Below are 16,927 nucleotides of genomic sequence, written 5' to 3'. Positions count from 1 at the left end.
AGGGAGTCGCAATCATGATCAGGGTCACGTTCGTCAGCGCGGATGGCGAAAATCGTCACGAGGTCGATGCCGCCGCAGGCTCGGTGCTTCTGGAGGTAGCTCAGGCGGCAGGCCAGCCGCTGGAGGGAACGTGCGAGGGACAGATGGCCTGTTCCACCTGCCATGTGATTGTTGAAGCAGAAGATTTTTCCAAGCTGCCGCCCGCCAGCGAGGCGGAAGAGGATATGCTGGACCTAGCCGCAGCAGCCACCCGGACTAGCCGCCTGTCATGCCAGATCATATTGGAGGACAAGCTCGACGGCCTCACCGTCCGCATCCCCGGCGAATCCTACAATATGCAGGGCATGTAGTTCATGCGCCTTCGCATCGGTATCGCGGCGGGGATGATGTTGTCGCTCTCTGGCCCTGTCATGGCGCAACAGGACGGCGCGCGTCAGTCGCTCCTGCCACCCGCGCCGCGTTACATGGTTAGCGAATCGGCGATGAAATCCGTGCGAAACCCGCGCGAGATCGAAAAGGAGACCGGCGGTCGCCTCGGCGTCGCGCTGGTCGACCGCAAGGGCGGGCTGCTCCTTGGCTTCAACCGGGATGAACGCTTTGCCATGTGCTCGACCTTCAAGGCACCTCTCGCAGCGGCGGTGCTCATGGGCGCCGACGCAGGGCGGTTCGGGTTGGAAGGACAGGTGGCGTTCACCGACGCAGACATTCTCGACTATGCGCCGGTGGTGAAGGCAAACCGCAAACGCGGCCGCCTGTCCATGGCGGAACTCGCCGAGGCGGCAGTGGAGGTTAGCGACAATAGTGCCGCAAACCTGCTTCTACCGATGATCGGCGGCCCCGAAGGCTTGACCGCTTTTGCTCGCGCACACGGCGATACGGTGACGAGGTTGGACAGGACCGAACCGGCGCTCAACGAAAATGTTGAAGGTGATCCTCGTGACACCACCAGTCCTGCCGCCATGGCAACACTCATGGCTCGTCTGATCTTCCGTGACATGAAGAGCGAGAGCGCCGATCGTCTGAGAACATGGCTCAACGCCAGTATAACGGGCGATAAGCGGATCAAGGCGGGCCTGCCCAAAGGTTGGACCTCGGGCAGCAAGACCGGCAGCTGCGGCACCGCCTATAACGATGTGGCGTTGGTGAAGGCGCCATCAGGTGAGGAATATGTCCTGGCCGTCTATCTCGATCGGCCGACCACTGATGCCAAGACGGCCGAAGCAGCCATAGCCGAAGCTGCCCGCGCCGCACTTGATTTCGTCGCAAAGGCGCAGCGAACGGGGCTTGAGTAACCCGGCCCTTGCCATCGCCACAGCCTTTCGCCATATGCCGCGCCGGGAGTCGGGCGGACGTGGTCGTCGCCAACCTGGTCAGGTCCTGACGGAAGCAGCCACAACGATTTCGCCGCGGGTCGTTCCGGCTCCCACCTTTATTCGGCTTTCCGGCTTCGACAGCCGCTCCTCAAGCCGCTAGATTGTTACCATGTCCGATTCATCTCAGCCCTATCGCGTGCTTGCGCGCAAATACCGGCCGCGCAGCTTTCGCGAACTGATCGGGCAGGATGCCATGGTCCAGACGCTGGGTAACGCCATCCGTCGGGGCAGGTTGGCCCATGCATTCCTGATGACAGGGGTGCGAGGTGTCGGGAAAACATCAACAGCCCGCCTGATCGCCAAGGCATTGAATTGCGTAGGGCCGGACGGGCAGGGCGGCCCCACCATCGACCCCTGCGGCGTGTGCGAACCCTGCCAGGCAATTGCCGAGGGCCGCCACATCGACGTGGTCGAAATGGACGCCGCCAGCCACACCGGCGTCGACGATGTGCGCGAGATTATCGAGGCCGTGCGCTATGCGGCAGTCTCCGCCCGCTACAAGATCTACATCATCGACGAAGTCCACATGCTTTCGAAGAACGCGTTCAACGCGCTTCTCAAGACGCTCGAAGAGCCGCCCGCGCATGTGAAATTCCTGTTCGCCACGACCGAAGTGAACAAGGTTCCCGTCACCGTCCTTTCCCGTTGCCAGCGTTTCGACCTGCGCCGCATTCCCGCTGAACTGCTCGCTGCCCATTTTGCCCATGTGGTCGAGACGGAACAGGTTGCCGCCGAAGACGATGCCCTCGCACTGATCGCCCAGGCAGCAGAAGGCTCTGCGCGCGACGGCCTCTCCATCCTCGACCAAGCGATCGCCCATGCGGAAATGGGGGAGGGCGCCCCGCTCGTCACAGCCGCTCAGGTCCGCGATATGCTCGGCCTTTCGGATCGTGGCGCCGTTCGCCGCCTGCTCGGCCTGCTGTTGGAGGGCGATACCGCCGCGCTGCTGACTGCGGTGCGCGAGCAGTATGCGCTCGGTGTGGAGCCCCTGTCGCTGGTCCGTGGCCTGCTTGAACTGGTGCATGCCGTGACGCTGGCGAAGGCGGGGCGGGATATCGCCAACCCCGGCCAGTCTGCGGAGGAACGGGAGGCGCTCTCAACCTGGGCCTCGCAAATCGGTTTCGCGCCGCTTCATCGGCTCTGGCAACTGCTCCTAAAGGGCCATGACGAGGTTGCGGGCGCCGCGTTCCCCATCGAATCCTGCGAGATGGCCCTGCTACGCGTCATGCACGCCGCGACCATGCCCGACCCCGGCGAGATCGCGCGTCTGCTGCGGGAAGGCTCCGTTCCGGCTGCGCAGACAGCTTCGGCTCCTGCTTCATCCGCCGCTGCTCCTGCCGCATCACTGCCCAGGGATGCGAAGGCCCTCGTCGATTTGCTTTGGGAACAAAAGAAGGGCCGGCTCGCTGACTTCCTTCATGATTGCGTGCGCGTCGTCCGGTTCGATCCACCTGAATTGGAATTACAACTAACGCAGGAGTGGGCCGACGGCGATTTCTGCCGTACGCTCGCAGTGGAATTGCAAAAGGCGACGGGTTCCTCGTGGCAAATAAGGCGCAGTGAAGGCAGTGCCGTTCCGTCATTGCTGGAGCAGCAACAGGCAAGTCAGGCGCAAGAGCGCGCCGAAATATTCGATACCCCGGTGGTGAAGGCCGTGCTTGCAGCCTTCCCCGAAGCCGATCTTGATCGGACCGAAGCATGGAGCGCAGAGCGATGAAGGATTTGAACGAAATATTGGGCATGGCCAGCCGCGTGCAGGAAGAACTGCAACGCGCGCAGGACAATCTCGACAAGATCGAGGTTGAGGGAGCCGCAGGCGGCGGTCTGGTAAAGGTCCGCGCTTCGGCCAAGGGGCGTATCGTCGGCGTGTCGATCGACGATAGCCTGCTCGCTCCTAGCGAAAAGCAGATGCTTGAGGACCTGGTAGCCGCGGCTTTCAACGACGCTCGCAAAAAAGCGGACGAGGTAAGTTCTGCCGAAATGTCGAAGATGACGAGCGGCCTCCCGCTTCCGCCGGGGTTCAAGCTGCCTTTCTGATCGGCACTCGGATAACAGTCCGTTCAAAAGGACGGCACCAATTGAATGAGGCCCCGACTGTCCCCATAAAGCCATGAACCGCATGGCAGAGCAAATAATCGTGCGGCCCGCCGGAGATTGAATGACTACGCAATATCCCCTCCTTCCGTTGCGCGACATCGTGGTTTTCCCGCAGATGATCGTCCCGCTTTTCGTCGGCCGCGACAAGAGCGTCTCTGCCCTTGAGTCGGCGATGGAAGGAAATAAGGAAATCTTCCTCGTGTCGCAGCTTGATCCTGCCGAGGATGATCCGAACCGTGACTCGCTGTACGACACTGGGGTCGTTGCCATCGTGCTGCAGCTGTTGAAGCTGCCGGACGGCACCGTCCGCGTGTTGGTCGAAGGAAAGCATCGCGCGCAACTGCAGTCGATCAGTTCGGCCGACAACCATCTGATCGCCGAAGTCGATCCGGTCGATGAGGTCGCGGCCGAGGGGCCTGAGGCCGAGGCGCTGATGCGCTCCGTCGCCGAGCAATTTGAAAACTACGCGAAGCTCAACAAGAAGCTGCCCGCCGAAACGCCGGTTCAGCTTCGTGAGATCGACGATGCAGGCCGTCTCGCCGACGCCGTTGCCGCCAACATCAACGTGAAGGTCGCCGATAAGCAGTCGCTGCTGGTGGAGGCTGATCCCGTAAAGCGCCTCGAGATGGTGTTTGCCTTCATGGAAGGCGAGCTTGGCGTGCTTCAGGTCGAAAAGAAGATTCGCGGCCGCGTGAAGCGGCAGATGGAAAAGACCCAGCGCGAATATTATCTGAACGAGCAGCTCAAGGCGATCCAGCGCGAACTGGGTAATGGCGAGGGCGAAGAGGGCGACGAACTCGCCGAACTGGCCGAGAAGATCGCCAAGACAAAGCTCAGCAAGGAAGCGCGGGCGAAGGCGACGGCCGAGTTCAAGAAGCTCAAGGGCATGCAGCCCATGTCCGCCGAAGCCACGGTCGTGCGTAATTATCTCGACGTGCTGCTAGGCCTGCCATGGGGCAAGAAGGGCAAGGTCAAGACCGACCTCAAACGCGCGCAGGCGATCCTGGATGAGGATCATTTCGCGCTGGAGAAGGTCAAGGACCGGATCATCGAATATCTCGCCGTGCAGGCCCGGACCAACAAGCTGAAGGGTCCGATACTGTGCCTCGTCGGCCCTCCGGGCGTCGGTAAGACCTCGCTCGGCCGATCAATCGCCAAGGCGACGGGTCGCGAGTTCGTGCGCCAGTCGCTTGGCGGCGTGCGCGACGAAGCCGAAATCCGCGGCCATCGCCGCACCTATATCGGGTCTCTGCCGGGCAAGATCGTGACTAACCTCAAGAAAGCGGGAACGATGAACCCGCTCTTCCTGCTGGATGAGATCGACAAGCTGGGCCAGGATTTCCGGGGCGATCCGGCTTCGGCGCTGCTGGAGGTGCTGGATCCGGAGCAGAACAGCAAGTTCCAGGACCATTATCTGGAGATCGATGTAGATCTGTCGGACGTGATGTTCGTCACGACCGCCAACTCGCTGAACCTGCCGCAGCCACTGCTGGACCGCATGGAAATCATCCGGCTGGAAGGCTATACTGAGGATGAGAAGGTCGAGATTGCGCAGCGCCACTTGCTGCAAAAGCAGATCGACGCTCACGGCCTTAGGGAAGGCGAGGTGGAAGTCACCGAAGCCGCGATCCGTGATCTTATCCGCTACTATACGCGTGAGGCCGGCGTCCGCACGCTTGAACGTGAAGTGGCGCGGATTGCCCGCAAGGCGCTCCGCAAGATTCTGGAAGGCGTTTTCGAGAAGGTCACGATCACGCCGGAAAATCTTGCCGAATATGCCGGGGTGCGGAAGTTCCGCCACGGCGTCGGTGAGGAAGAGAACCAGATCGGCGCCGTCACTGGGCTCGCCTGGACCGAAGTTGGTGGCGAGCTACTGACCATCGAAGCTGTCACCGTCCCTGGAAAGGGCGCCATCCGGACCACCGGCAAGCTTGGCGAGGTGATGAACGAATCCGTGCAGGCGGCCTTCTCCTATGTGAAGGCGCGTTCGCCCGGCTACGGTATCAAGCCCAGCATCTTCACCCGCAAGGACATCCACATCCACCTTCCCGAAGGTGCGGTGCCAAAGGATGGACCGTCCGCAGGCATCGGCATGGTGACGAGCATCGTCTCGACATTGACCGGCATCCCTGTTCACAAGGATGTCGCCATGACGGGCGAGGTGACGCTGCGTGGCCGGGTGCTTCCGATCGGCGGCCTCAAGGAAAAGCTCCTCGCAGCCTTGCGAGGCGGCATCAAAACGGTGCTGATCCCGGCGGAGAATGAAAAGGATTTGGCGGAAATTCCGGCAAATATTAGGGAAGGGCTGGAAATCGTACCCGTTTCCCATGTGGATGAAGTGCTTGCCCGCGCGTTGATTTCAGTGCCTGAAGCGATCGCCTGGACCGAAGAAGATGACCTGGCCGCCCAGCCGAGTCCGGCTACAGGGCGGGATGGGGACGCGACGCTTCGCCACTGATTGCAGGCGCAACGGTAATTAGCCGCCACTTTCAGTAAGATTTAGGCCTATGGTTGAAAATCTCATTGGAGGTGGTGGCTTTGTCGCTTTCCCTTTGACAGCCGATCAAAGCTGGGCCTTATTGCGCCGCCGACGCCGCGATTCCTTAGCTATTCACACAATTAGAAGGGGGTTCCCAAGGTATGAACAAGCAGGATTTGATCAGTGCTGTTGCCGAAAGCAGCGGCCTTAGCAAAAGCGACGCCAGCAAGGCGGTCGAAGGCGTATTCGATTCCATCTCGTCTGCACTTAAGAAGGGCGACGAAGTCCGACTCGTGGGCTTCGGCACCTTTTCCGTTTCGCAGCGCAAGGCGTCCACCGGCCGCAATCCGCGTACTGGCGAAACTATGACGATCAAAGCGTCGGCCCAGCCCAAGTTCAAGGCGGGCAAGGGTCTGAAGGACTCGGTCAACTAACAAGCAGGATGGCGCCTTCCAGGGCGCCTTATCCAGAAACCAAGATGTTGGGCATCGCGGCCTGATTGGTTTAGGAGAGTAGCGTCGCCGAAGGTGAGAAAGCCTCGTTGCGACCATGTACTGAACAGAGGAAAGAGGGGCGCGGACCAGTCGGTCGGCGCCCCGTTTCTTTTTCCATCGTGCGCACGCATTTGCCAGCTTGACGACTATCCAATCGCCGCATATGTGCCGCATCTCTCTTGGGCCGAACGGCCCTGTGGCGATCGTAGCTCAGTTGGTTAGAGCGCTGGTTTGTGGTACCAGAGGTCGGGGGTTCGGATCCCCTCGATCGCCCCATTTTCCTCCTTTCTCTGACGCGATGGGCTTCGCATGAGCCTTCCACCGGACTATAGCCCGACTATGGACGACGCGCGTGACAAGGGCCTGACCCTCAATCCCAAATATGATCGTGACGGACTGATCACAGCGGTCGTGACCGACGCTGGCGGCGGCGATGTGCTTATGGTCGCCCATATGAATGCGGAAGCGCTGGCCCTGACCGTGGAAACCGGATTGGCGCATTTCTGGTCGCGCAGCCGCCAGTCGCTCTGGAAAAAGGGCGAGACGTCGGGTCACATGCTGGAGGTACGCGACATCCGGATCGATTGCGACCAGGACGCGGTTTGGGTGAAGGCGGTTCCGGCAGGCCCCACCTGTCACACAGGCGCGCGCTCCTGCTTCTTTCGCCGCGTAGGCCCGGAAGGACTGACTGCTGTCGATACGGTGGAATAGCCTAGCCCTCCTGCCGCTGCTAGTTGCGTGCCAGGGGGACGGCGGGCGCTCTGCAACCTCGACAGGCAATACGGCTTCGGCGGCGGGGCTGGAACGTGCGGCGATTGAAAGCGGCGTCATTGCGGACACCTCCAGATCGACTCCCGTCGGACTTTTCCAGCGGCATCATGAGGCGGGCAGTGACAGCCTGTGCATCATCCCCGGTCGATCCGGCGACTTTCGCTTCGGCGTCGAAGCCATTTTCGGCGAGGATCAACGCTGTCGTGGGCGGGGCTCGGCAAAGCGAGCCGGAGACAAGCTGATACTCAGCTTCTATCGCGCCAGGGGCTGCATTATCGTCGCTCAATATGATGGCGATCAGATCGCCGTCCCCGGTGTTCTCGACCTGAAGTGCGCTGATCTTTGCGAAGGCCGGGCCTCACTCGAAGGCGTTAGCTTCCCCCGCGCATCGAGCGACGCCAGCTCTGCGCTGCGCGCCACCGGGCACGATGGCAATCCGCTTTGTGAACAGGATTGACGCGGTTCAGCCCGCGTCTCGAACCTGGCTGGTGTCCAGCATTTTGCCCTGCGTGATGATCACCAGGTCCCCCAGCTTGACCGCCGCGAACAGCTTGCGCGCGAAGGCAGTCGGCACCCCGATGCAGCCATGGGTTGCATTCCCCCATTTGACGTCGCTGCCATGGATCGCCACGCCATCATTCGTCAGTCGCAGCATATAAGGCATCGGCGCATCATAAAGGTTGGACACATGGTCTGCGTCCTTCTGCGTAATGGGGAAGGCGCCCAAGGGGCTAGGCTTGTCATCCGCGCCATAGAGGATCACTGCCGCGCCAATTTCATGGCCAGCGCGAAATGCTGACAGCGTCTGAGCCTTTAGATCCACCGTGATGATGACCGGCCCCGTCGCAGGAGCATGGCTCTCATCCCAGACATAGTCGCCATGACGGAACGGCCCCTCGATCGGCAGCACGCTTTTGACCACCAGCGCGTGCGGATCGACGGGCAGCGGCTGTGACCGGCTTCGCTCGATCGGTGCTTTGACAGGGGCGCTTTCAGGTGAGGCGGCCTCCTGCGGCGAGGACTCAAGATCGCGCCCGCGATCCATATACATACTCACCAGCAAACCGGCAGCGCCAAGCACGCCGCCTATGATCAGCTTCGGCCCCGCCGCTTTCGCTATATTCTGGATCAGTCGCGCCATGCCCGTTCTATTGCATGCAAAAGGTTAAGCTCAGCCTTCCCGATCCACCTCGGCCGCCGCGATTGCGGTCAGGTTCAGGACGCCGCGAGCGGTGACACCCGGCGTCAATACATGAACGGGTTGCGCCAGCCCCATGAGCATCGGCCCCACGGTCGGTGAACTGGACGAGGCGGACAGTGCCGTAAGGGTGATATTCGCCGAATCGAGGTTCGGCATCACCAGCAGATTGGCAGGCCCTTCAAAGCGTGTATCAGGCACCAACCGTTCCCGCAGCGATTGGCTGAGGGCGGCGTCAGCATGCATTTCACCATCGACGAGCAAATCGGGCGCCTGCGCGCGTACCAGTTGCAACGCCGTTCGCATCTTTCGTGCGCTGGGGCTATGCGACGCTCCGAAGTTCGAATGCGAAAGAAGCGCCACGCGCGGCGAAAGCCCGAAGTGCCGAAGCTCGGTCGCACCCGCTATAGCCATCTCGGCCACCTGCTCGGGTGTCGGATCGGGGACCATATGCGTATCGGCGATGAATAGCGCACCTGCGTCCAGGATCAGTCCCGACAGCGCATAGACGCGGCTATGTCCCGGCCGACGCTCGATGATCCGCAGGACATGTTCCACCTGACCCCAATATTCGCTGTTGCCGCCGACCAGCGCCGCATCGACGCGTCCGGTGCGCAGCAGCATCGCTGCTGTGACCGTCGGGCGCCGGTATACGTGACGCAACAACTCGGCTGTAGGGACGCCCTTGCGCGCTGCGATGGCGCGATAGGCATCCACCAGCTGTCCGAGCAGTTCGTGATCGGTTTCCGGATCGACCACCTCCACATCGCGGTCCAGTTCGAAACGCAGACCAAGACTTGGCAGTTTATCCTTCAATATCCGCCGCCGGGCGACGATGACGGGGCGAACGATCCCCTCGTCCAGACCGTCCTGGATCGCGCGCAGCACGCGCTCATCCTCGCCTTCGCCATAAGCGATGCGGCGGCAGGTGCCCCGTGCGGCCTCGAACACCGGCAGCATCAGCTGCGCCGATCGCGTGTTCTGTTGGGCCAGTGAACGGCGATAGGCTTCGATATCCAGCGAACGCTTCGCCACGCCGCTGTCCATTGCCGCCTTGGCCACCGCTGGCGCAATCTCGGCTATCAGGCGCGGGTCGAAGGGCGTTGGAATGATATAGTCCGGCCCGAACGCCAGCCGCCGCCCGCCATAGGCCTGCGCAACGCTGTCATGCGCAGGCAACCGGGCGAGCGCAGCGATCGCTTCCGCCGCTGCGGCCTTCATGGCCTCGTTAATCTCGGTCGCGCGGGCATCCAGCGCCCCCCGGAACATATAGGGGAAGCACAGGACGTTATTGACCTGATTGGGATAGTCGGAGCGCCCGGTTGCAACGATGGCATCGGGCCGCGCCTCACGCGCGACCTCGGGCCGGATCTCCGGCTCCGGATTCGCCAAGGCAAAGATCAGTGGATTGGGCGCCAGCAAGGGCAACCACTCCGGCTTCAATACCCCCGGCGCCGACAGGCCCAGGAAAATATTGGCCCCCGGCAGCACTTCAGGCAAAGTCCGCGCATTGGTCTCGCGCGCGTAACGGGCCATGTTGGGCAACATGCCCTCACGGCCAGAATGGATGACACCATCCTTGTCGGTCAGCGTCACATGCTCTTGCCGAAGCCCCATGGACACTAGCAGGTCAACACAGGCCAGCGCCGCAGCTCCGGCCCCGGATGTAACCAACCGCGCTTCTGCCAATGTCTTGCCTTGCAGCACCAGCGCGTTTCGCACTGCGGCCGCCACGACGATCGCCGTCCCATGTTGATCGTCGTGGAAGACCGGAATCTTCATCCGCTTCTTCAGTTCCGCCTCGATGGCGAAACATTCCGGCGCCTTGATATCTTCCAGATTGATGCCGCCGAATGTCGGCTCCAGCAGTGCCACGGCCTCGATGAATTTTTCCGGATCGGTCGTGTCCACCTCGATATCGAACACATCGATGTCGGCGAACTTCTTGAAAAGGACAGCCTTGCCCTCCATCACCGGCTTGGAGGCAAGCGCACCGATGGCACCCAGCCCCAGCACGGCCGTGCCGTTGGAGATCACCGCGACCAGATTTCCGCGCGCCGTATAGTCCATCGCCTTGTCGGGATCTTCGGCGATGTCGAGGCAGGGAGCGGCCACGCCGGGCGAATAAGCCAGCGCCAGGTCGCGCTGGTTCACCATGCGCTTGGTAGGTTCTATCCGTAGCTTCCCCGGCTGCGGAAAGCGGTGATAATCCAGGGCTGCGCGGCGGGTGTTGTCGTCCATGACCCGGCCTTATTATTGATTTGGGATAGGGGCAATGCCGACACGCCCGTAAATGGCCGATTTACGTGTCTTGTCGGATAAGAGAACCCACTTGACCGCTGCGATGAAAAGCCCCGCTTGTGCGCCGGGGCGCTTCCCACTAAATCGCGCGCATGACATCGACCAACGACATTCGCCGCTCCTTCCTCGACTATTTCGGGGCGAACGGCCACACCATCGTTCCTTCAGCGCCTCTGGTGCCGCATAACGACCCGACGCTGATGTTCGTCAACGCGGGCATGGTGCCGTTCAAGAATGTCTTTACGGGCCTGGAATCGCGGCCCTACACGACCGCGACCAGCAGCCAGAAGTCGGTTCGTGCAGGCGGTAAGCACAACGATCTCGACAATGTCGGCTATACCGCGCGCCACCATACCTTCTTTGAAATGCTCGGCAATTTCAGCTTCGGCGACTATTTCAAGGAACAGGCGATCACTCATGCCTGGACCCTGTTGACCAAGGAATGGGGCATCCCGGCGGAAAAGCTGACCGCGACCGTCTATCATACCGACGACGAAGCCTTCGACCTGTGGAAGAAGATCGCTGGGCTTCCTGAGCATAAGATCATCCGCATTCCGACCAAGGATAATTTCTGGGCCATGGGCGACAGCGGCCCCTGCGGTCCCTGTTCGGAAATTTTCTATGATCATGGCGATCATATCTGGGGCGGCCCTCCGGGATCGCCGGAAGAGGATGGCGATCGGTTCGTCGAGATCTGGAACCTCGTCTTCATGCAATATGAGCAGGAAGCGAACGAGATCGTCGGCGAACTGCCCAAGCCCAGCATCGACACCGGCATGGGGCTGGAACGCGTCGCGGCTGTGCTGCAAGGCGTTCACGACAATTACGACACCGACACTTTCAAGGCGCTGATCGAGGAATCCGGCGCGCTGACCAAGACCGCGATTGATGGCGAGTTCAAGGCTAGCCACCGGGTCATCGCGGATCACCTCCGCTCGACCAGCTTCCTGATTGCGGACGGGGTGCTGCCCGCCAATGAAGGTCGTGGCTACGTCCTGCGCCGCATCATGCGCCGCGCCATGCGTCACGCGCATATCATCGGCGCGAAGGAACCGTTGATGCACCGCTTGGTGAGCAGCCTCGTCTCTGAAATGGGCGGCGCCTATCAGGAACTGGTCCGCGCCCAGCCGTTGATCGAGGAAACGCTGCTACGAGAAGAGACTCGTTTCCGCCAGACCTTGGAAAAGGGCCTCAAGCTGCTCGACGAAGCGACAGTCGATCTTTCCGAAGGCGGCACGTTGCCGGGCGAAACCGCGTTCAAGCTCTACGACACCTTTGGCTTCCCCTATGACCTGACTGAAGACGCGCTGCGCTCCCGCGGCCTAGGCGTTGATCGCGAAGGTTTCGACGCTGCAATGGCCGAGCAGAAGGCCGCCGCCCGCGCTGCATGGAAGGGCTCCGGTGAAAAGGCATCGGACGAAATCTGGTTCGATATCGCCGAAAAGGCGGGCAATACCGAGTTCATCGGCTACAGCTCGACCGAGGGCGAGGGCGAGGTGCTCGCGATCGTCAAGGACGGTGTGAACTTCGACAGCGCATCGGCCGGCGATACGGTCACGATCATCACAAATCAGACGCCATTCTACGGCGAAAGCGGCGGCCAGATGGGGGACGCGGGCACGATCACGTCGCTGTCCGGCCTTTTGGCTGATGTAGAAGATACCTCAAAGCCACTTGGTCGCCTGCACGCGCATCGGGTAAGAATCGGGACGGGCAGCATCAAGGTAGGCGATACGGTGCATCTCACCGTCGACACCGACCGCCGCGATCGCATCCGGGCGAATCATAGCGCCACCCACCTGCTCCATGCCGCGCTCCGGAATACTTTGGGCGCGCATGTAACGCAGAAGGGGAGCCTCGTGGCGCCAGATCGCCTGCGCTTCGACTTCTCGCATCCCGAAGCGTTGACCCACAGTCAGATCGCCTCGATTGAAAGCCTGGTCAACGAACAGGTCCGCCACAATGAGAGCGTCACGACGCGCCTCATGACACCCGATGACGCTATCGCGGCGGGCGCTATGGCTCTGTTCGGCGAAAAATATGGCGACGAGGTCCGCGTTCTTTCTATGGGTAAGGGCGACGCGAACAGCTATTCGGTCGAACTGTGCGGCGGCACCCACGTCCGCGCGACGGGCGACATCGCGATTTTCAAGATCATCTCCGAAAGCGCGGTATCTTCGGGCGTCCGCCGCATTGAGGCGTTGACCGGGGAAGCGGCGCGCCTGTGGTTGACCGACCGCGAAGATCGTCTGCGCCAATCGGCCGCCGCGCTCAAGACCACACCGGAAGAGGTGCCCGCGCGCATCGCCGCTCTGGTGGAACAGAGCCGCAAACTCGAACGTGAATTGGCTGAAGCGAAGAAGGCCCTGGCCCTCGGCGGGGGCAGCGGCGCTCAGGCAGTTGGCCCTGAGAAGGTTGGCCAGATCGACTTCATCGGCCAGGTCATTGAAGGGCTTGATCCCAAGGAACTGCGCGGGATCGTTGACCAGAACAAGGCCGCGCTGGGCAGCGGCGTGTCGGCCGTGCTCGCCCTGGTGGACGGCCGCGCCAGCATCGCGGTAGGCGTGACGGATGACCTCACCGGAACGATCAGCGCCGTCGATCTTGTCCGTGCGGGTGTCGAAGCGCTAGGCGGGAAGGGCGGCGGCGGTCGTCCGGACATGGCTCAGGGCGGTGGACCGGAAGCAGATAAAGCAGGCGCCGCGATTGATGCGGTCAAGGCGGCCTTGGCCAGCGTTCCGGCATAAAAATTCCGGGTTTCGAAGGCTGTCGACAAGGAGGCGATGCTTAAGCTGCGTTATCGCCACCTTGTTTCTGCTGTCATCACCGCTAATCTGGCGAGAGACAATGATCGGGGGGATCATGCGGTTTCTTGTTGCTATCTGTTTACTGCTGGTGCCCACTGCAGCGCGTGCCGAATGGCTGGAAGCTTCGAGCGACCATTTCGTCGTCTATGCCGAAGCTCGGGCAACCGACGCTCGTCTCTTCTCGCAGCAGCTTGAAAGCTATCATGCGGCCATGGCGGCGGTCACGGGAACGCCGAACCTCCGTCCTAGCCCCTCCAATCGACTGACTATCTATGTAGTGAGCAGTGAAGCCCAGGTCCGAAAGCTGTATGGGGCCAATTCGCAATATATAGGCGGATTTTACATACCTCGTGCTGGAGGATCGGTCGCTATCGTTCCCCGGGTCAGAGCGACGCGCGGTCAAATCGACACGTCGATGATCACGCTGCTCCATGAATATGCACATTATTTTCTGATCGGATCGAGCAACTTCCCGATGCCGCGCTGGATGTCGGAAGGTGCGGCGGAGTTCTTTTCGTCAGCCGCTTTTCCCAATGATGGCGGAGTTGAACTCGGGCGGCCCGCGCAGCATCGCGCCTATGAGCTTTATATGGCGATCGACGTGACCGCGAACGATCTGCTTGATCCTGCCGCCTATGAAAAGCGCCGAGGCAAGGGGTATGATGCGTTCTATGGCAAGAGCTGGCTGCTTTATCATTACCTGACTTTCAGCTCCGACAGGAAAGGCCAGCTTTCGCGCTACCTCACCCTTATGTCCCAGGGTAAGGACCCACGGTCTGCTGCGATCGAAGCGTTTGGAGATTTCGGCCAGCTCGAACATGAGTTAGACCGCTATTTGCTCAAATCCCGCATTGCCATGCTCAAGCTGCCAGCCAGCATGATCAAAACCGGCCCCGTTGTCGTGCAAGGGGTGAGTGCAGGAGCAAACGCAATGATGCCGGTCATCATTCGTTCCAGGCGCGGCGTCGACGATGAAGGGGCCAAGGCCGTTCTGACGGACGCGCGCGCCATAGCTTCGCGCTTCCCGAAAGATCCAGCGGTCCTATCCGCGTTGGCGGAGGCCGAACACGACGCTGGGAACGACAAGGAAGCGATCGCCGCAGCAGATGCTGCCCTGGCTAACGACCCGAAGCAGGTCAACGCCTATGTCCAGAAGGGGCTGTCCCTTTATCGCATGGCGCCAGATGCCCCGGATCAGGACGAGGGCTATAAGCAAGCGCGCGCCACTTTCATTGCACTCAATCGCATAGAGAATGACCATCCGCTGCCGCTCTTCTATTATTATGACAGCTTCGCCCGGCAGGGGAAAACGCCATCTTCACTCGCGCTTCAAGGACTGGAGCGCGCGTCGGAACTGGCGCCCTTTGATCTCGCCCTGCGTATGACTCTGGCGATGCAGCAATTGCGTATCGGTGACCGCAAGGAGGCGCGACGCAATTTACTGCCCATGGCCTATAACCCCCATGGCGGCAACCTTGCCGAGACCGCAAGCACAGTATTGGAACGGATGGACAAGGAACCGAACTGGGATGGGACCGGCATGTCCGGCACGGGGCCTGACAATGCTGTAGCTATTGGACCTTAGGCACCTCGTCAGGGCGGAGACGCCTCAGTTTCGGAGCGGTATCCATCTGCGCCGCATCTTTAATGCCCATGCGCAAGTCCTCACGCGTTTGATGGATCGAGGCAATAACCGGCCCCATCGCCACGCCTAGGTCGATGAGCGCGGTTTCTGCGAGTTGCAGCGAGCTTTCAAGCGTCTCGGGAACCGCATCGCTTGCGCCCGCCTGGTAGAGCTGTGCCGCATGATCAGTATCGCGCGCACGGGCGATGATCGGCAAATCCGGGACCCATCCACGCACCCGTTTCGTGACACGCACCGAAAGCACGGGATCGTCCATGGTAAGGATCAACGCTCGCGCATGGCCCAAACGGAGCTTGTCGAGCATTTCCACGCGGGCTACGTCCCCGAAGAGGATCGGGTAGCCGCCACGACGCCCCTCCGCCACTACGTCCGGATCCGACTCGACAACGGTGAAACGCTGGTTGTGGAGGCGAAGCAGGTCGCACACCATTCGCCCGACGCGCCCGAACCCGATTACGACCGCCGCCGCCTCGGTGCTTTCCTGCTGTAGGTCTGGCGCTTCCTCGCCCAACGCCATTTCCAGCCTGCGCGCAATGTCGTGACCGATACGTGCGAGAAGTGGCGTGATCGTCAGGCCGATGGCTGTGACGATCTGCCAAAAGGCGGCGGTCGACGGGAGGATGAGCTTGGCTGCTGCTGCTGTCGAAAGCACGATGAGGGTGGTTTCAGAAGGACTTGCCATCAGCACGCCAACTTCTAGAGCCACACCCTTTCGCGCGCCCGAAAAATAAAGGAGCGCGGCGGTGACCAGTGTTTTGACCAGGACAACTCCAACGACCGCAAGAACAAGGCTAGGCCAGTTCGCCAGGATCACCCGGACATCCAGGCTCATGCCCACAGTGATAAGGAACACACCAAGCGCCAGCCCCTTGAAGGGCGCTGTCATCACTTCCACCTCACCATGATATTCGGTCTCTGCGATGAGTAGCCCTGCCAGCAGTGCGCCGACGATTGGCGAAAGGCCTGCGAGCGAAGTCGCGATGCTCGAAACGATGACCACCAGCAGACTGGCTGCAAGAAAAACTTCAGGGCTTTTGGTCCGCGCGGCCTGGCTGAAGATATGTGACAGGAAAATGCGGCCAAGAACGAGCATCACCGCGATCGTGATGCCGCCTTTTAGCAGCGTATTGGCCAGTTCGCCCCAGGCACCCTCAGGACTAGAGGCTACTGACGGCGCGAGCGCGCCGAGCATGAATATTATGGGGACCAGCGCCAGATCCTCGAACAATAGCATCGCGAACGCGGCCCGGCCCACCGCGCTTTGCGTGCCCACCATAGGGAGCACCACGGCCGTCGAGGAAAGGGCCAGGGCAAGACCCAATCCGACCGCTCCTGCAGTTGGCTGTCCCAGAAAGTAGAGCCCCAAAGCGATCAGCGATGCGCCGCCGATTAGTTCGGCAGCGCCGACACCAAACACTTGGGCGCGCATTGTCCAGAGGCGACGAAAGCTGAGCTCAAGTCCGATCGAAAAGAGAAGTAATATGACACCAAGCTCAGCGAATGGTTCAATCGCTCCTCTGTTTGAGATGGTGACATGATAAAGCCACGGATATTCGGCGACCAACGCGCCAAGGCCCGATGGGCCGACGGCTAGTCCCACCAGAATGAAACCAATGACGGGGCTGATCCTCAAGCGTGCAAAGCCGGGGATCACCAACCCGGCGGCACCCAGAATGACGAGGGAATCGCTGAAGCTTTGTGGATTGATTGCACCGGCCATGCGCCATCATTGCGGTAAGCGCGGCAGAATATCCAGCCTTGC

General features: G+C 61.1%; 12 protein-coding genes, 1 tRNA gene and 1 other RNA gene. 11 read left to right on the top strand and 3 right to left on the bottom strand.

Features of this window, described 5'->3' with window-relative positions:
* Window positions 1-14 precede the first annotated feature (14 nt).
* The 9 genes from ACZ5U1_RS04865 to hisI all read left to right on the top strand — a co-directional run bounded on the left by ACZ5U1_RS04865 (window position 15) and on the right by hisI (window position 7,154).
* A complete protein-coding gene (locus ACZ5U1_RS04865; RefSeq protein ID WP_464779609.1) occupies window positions 15-350 on the top strand; it encodes a 2Fe-2S iron-sulfur cluster-binding protein in 336 nt (111 codons plus the stop codon).
* Window positions 351-383: 33 nt separating this feature from the next.
* Entirely contained in the window at window positions 384-1,292 is a 909-nt protein-coding gene (gene blaSGM, locus ACZ5U1_RS04860; RefSeq protein WP_464779964.1) for an SGM family class A beta-lactamase, read from the top strand.
* Between the two features lie 41 nt (window positions 1,293-1,333).
* Window positions 1,334-1,431, top strand: an RNA gene (gene ffs, locus ACZ5U1_RS04855) — signal recognition particle sRNA small type.
* Between the two features lie 51 nt (window positions 1,432-1,482).
* Window positions 1,483-3,090 carry a DNA polymerase III subunit gamma/tau gene (locus ACZ5U1_RS04850; RefSeq protein ID WP_464779608.1) on the top strand — a complete coding sequence of 536 codons (1,608 nt, stop codon included), beginning with the start codon at window positions 1,483-1,485 and terminating at the stop codon, window positions 3,088-3,090.
* Complete coding sequence (locus ACZ5U1_RS04845) at window positions 3,087-3,410, top strand: YbaB/EbfC family nucleoid-associated protein (protein ID WP_196226206.1); 324 nt, start codon at window positions 3,087-3,089, stop codon at window positions 3,408-3,410. The genes ACZ5U1_RS04850 and ACZ5U1_RS04845 overlap by 4 nt, the downstream gene beginning before the upstream one ends.
* Window positions 3,411-3,531: 121 nt before the next feature.
* On the top strand, window positions 3,532-5,928 hold the full coding sequence (lon, locus tag ACZ5U1_RS04840) for an endopeptidase La (RefSeq protein WP_464779607.1): 2,397 nt from the start codon (window positions 3,532-3,534) through the stop codon (window positions 5,926-5,928).
* A 182-nt stretch (window positions 5,929-6,110) separates the two neighbouring features.
* The gene (locus ACZ5U1_RS04835) at window positions 6,111-6,383 is read left to right on the top strand and encodes an HU family DNA-binding protein (RefSeq protein ID WP_196226204.1); all 273 of its coding nucleotides are present in this window, start codon (window positions 6,111-6,113) and stop codon (window positions 6,381-6,383) included.
* Window positions 6,384-6,642: 259 nt separating this feature from the next.
* Window positions 6,643-6,719 (top strand) — tRNA-His (locus tag ACZ5U1_RS04830).
* 63 nt (window positions 6,720-6,782) lie between these two features.
* Entirely contained in the window at window positions 6,783-7,154 is a 372-nt protein-coding gene (gene hisI, locus ACZ5U1_RS04825) for a phosphoribosyl-AMP cyclohydrolase (protein WP_464779963.1), read from the top strand.
* Window positions 7,155-7,677: 523 nt separating this feature from the next.
* Here the strand turns inward: hisI and ACZ5U1_RS04820 are convergent.
* Both ACZ5U1_RS04820 and ACZ5U1_RS04815 read right to left on the bottom strand, forming a co-directional pair.
* Entirely contained in the window at window positions 7,678-8,355 is a 678-nt protein-coding gene (locus ACZ5U1_RS04820; protein WP_464779606.1) for a L,D-transpeptidase family protein, read from the bottom strand.
* A 30-nt stretch (window positions 8,356-8,385) separates the two neighbouring features.
* On the bottom strand, window positions 8,386-10,653 hold the full coding sequence (locus ACZ5U1_RS04815; RefSeq protein ID WP_464779605.1) for an NADP-dependent malic enzyme: 2,268 nt from the start codon (window positions 10,651-10,653) through the stop codon (window positions 8,386-8,388).
* Window positions 10,654-10,805: 152 nt separating this feature from the next.
* On the opposite strand from ACZ5U1_RS04815, the gene alaS reads away from it, so the two are divergent.
* On the top strand, window positions 10,806-13,460 hold the full coding sequence (gene alaS / locus ACZ5U1_RS04810) for an alanine--tRNA ligase (protein WP_464779604.1): 2,655 nt from the start codon (window positions 10,806-10,808) through the stop codon (window positions 13,458-13,460).
* Between the two features lie 100 nt (window positions 13,461-13,560).
* Window positions 13,561-15,105 carry a hypothetical protein gene (locus ACZ5U1_RS04805; protein ID WP_464779603.1) on the top strand — a complete coding sequence of 515 codons (1,545 nt, stop codon included), beginning with the start codon at window positions 13,561-13,563 and terminating at the stop codon, window positions 15,103-15,105.
* Here ACZ5U1_RS04805 and ACZ5U1_RS04800 read toward each other — a convergent pair.
* Complete coding sequence (locus ACZ5U1_RS04800; protein WP_464779602.1) at window positions 15,092-16,885, bottom strand: cation:proton antiporter domain-containing protein; 1,794 nt, start codon at window positions 16,883-16,885, stop codon at window positions 15,092-15,094. The two genes, ACZ5U1_RS04805 and ACZ5U1_RS04800, sit on opposite strands and share 14 nt — an antisense overlap.
* Window positions 16,886-16,927 lie beyond the last annotated feature (42 nt).

The organism is Sphingobium sp. TomTYG72 (genome assembly GCF_055394715.1).
The sequence above is the reverse complement of the archived record's forward strand: the minus strand, read 5'-3'. Positions and strand labels throughout refer to the sequence as shown.

Excerpts from the sequence above, each read along its gene's own strand:
- ACZ5U1_RS04865 (WP_464779609.1), top strand. The coding sequence starts at position 15 with ATGATCAGGGTCACGTTCGTCAGCGCGGATGGCGAAAATCGTCACGAG.
- ACZ5U1_RS04850 (WP_464779608.1), top strand. The coding sequence starts at position 1,483 with ATGTCCGATTCATCTCAGCCCTATCGCGTGCTTGCGCGCAAATACCGG.
- blaSGM (WP_464779964.1), top strand. The coding sequence starts at position 384 with ATGATGTTGTCGCTCTCTGGCCCTGTCATGGCGCAACAGGACGGCGCG.
- ACZ5U1_RS04800 (WP_464779602.1), bottom strand. The coding sequence starts at position 16,885 with ATGGCCGGTGCAATCAATCCACAAAGCTTCAGCGATTCCCTCGTCATT.
- ACZ5U1_RS04845 (WP_196226206.1), top strand. The coding sequence starts at position 3,087 with ATGAAGGATTTGAACGAAATATTGGGCATGGCCAGCCGCGTGCAGGAA.
- ACZ5U1_RS04805 (WP_464779603.1), top strand. The coding sequence starts at position 13,561 with ATGATCGGGGGGATCATGCGGTTTCTTGTTGCTATCTGTTTACTGCTG.
- hisI (WP_464779963.1), top strand. The coding sequence starts at position 6,783 with ATGGACGACGCGCGTGACAAGGGCCTGACCCTCAATCCCAAATATGAT.
- ACZ5U1_RS04820 (WP_464779606.1), bottom strand. The coding sequence starts at position 8,355 with ATGGCGCGACTGATCCAGAATATAGCGAAAGCGGCGGGGCCGAAGCTG.
- alaS (WP_464779604.1), top strand. The coding sequence starts at position 10,806 with ATGACATCGACCAACGACATTCGCCGCTCCTTCCTCGACTATTTCGGG.
- lon (WP_464779607.1), top strand. The coding sequence starts at position 3,532 with ATGACTACGCAATATCCCCTCCTTCCGTTGCGCGACATCGTGGTTTTC.
- ACZ5U1_RS04835 (WP_196226204.1), top strand. The coding sequence starts at position 6,111 with ATGAACAAGCAGGATTTGATCAGTGCTGTTGCCGAAAGCAGCGGCCTT.
- ACZ5U1_RS04815 (WP_464779605.1), bottom strand. The coding sequence starts at position 10,653 with ATGGACGACAACACCCGCCGCGCAGCCCTGGATTATCACCGCTTTCCG.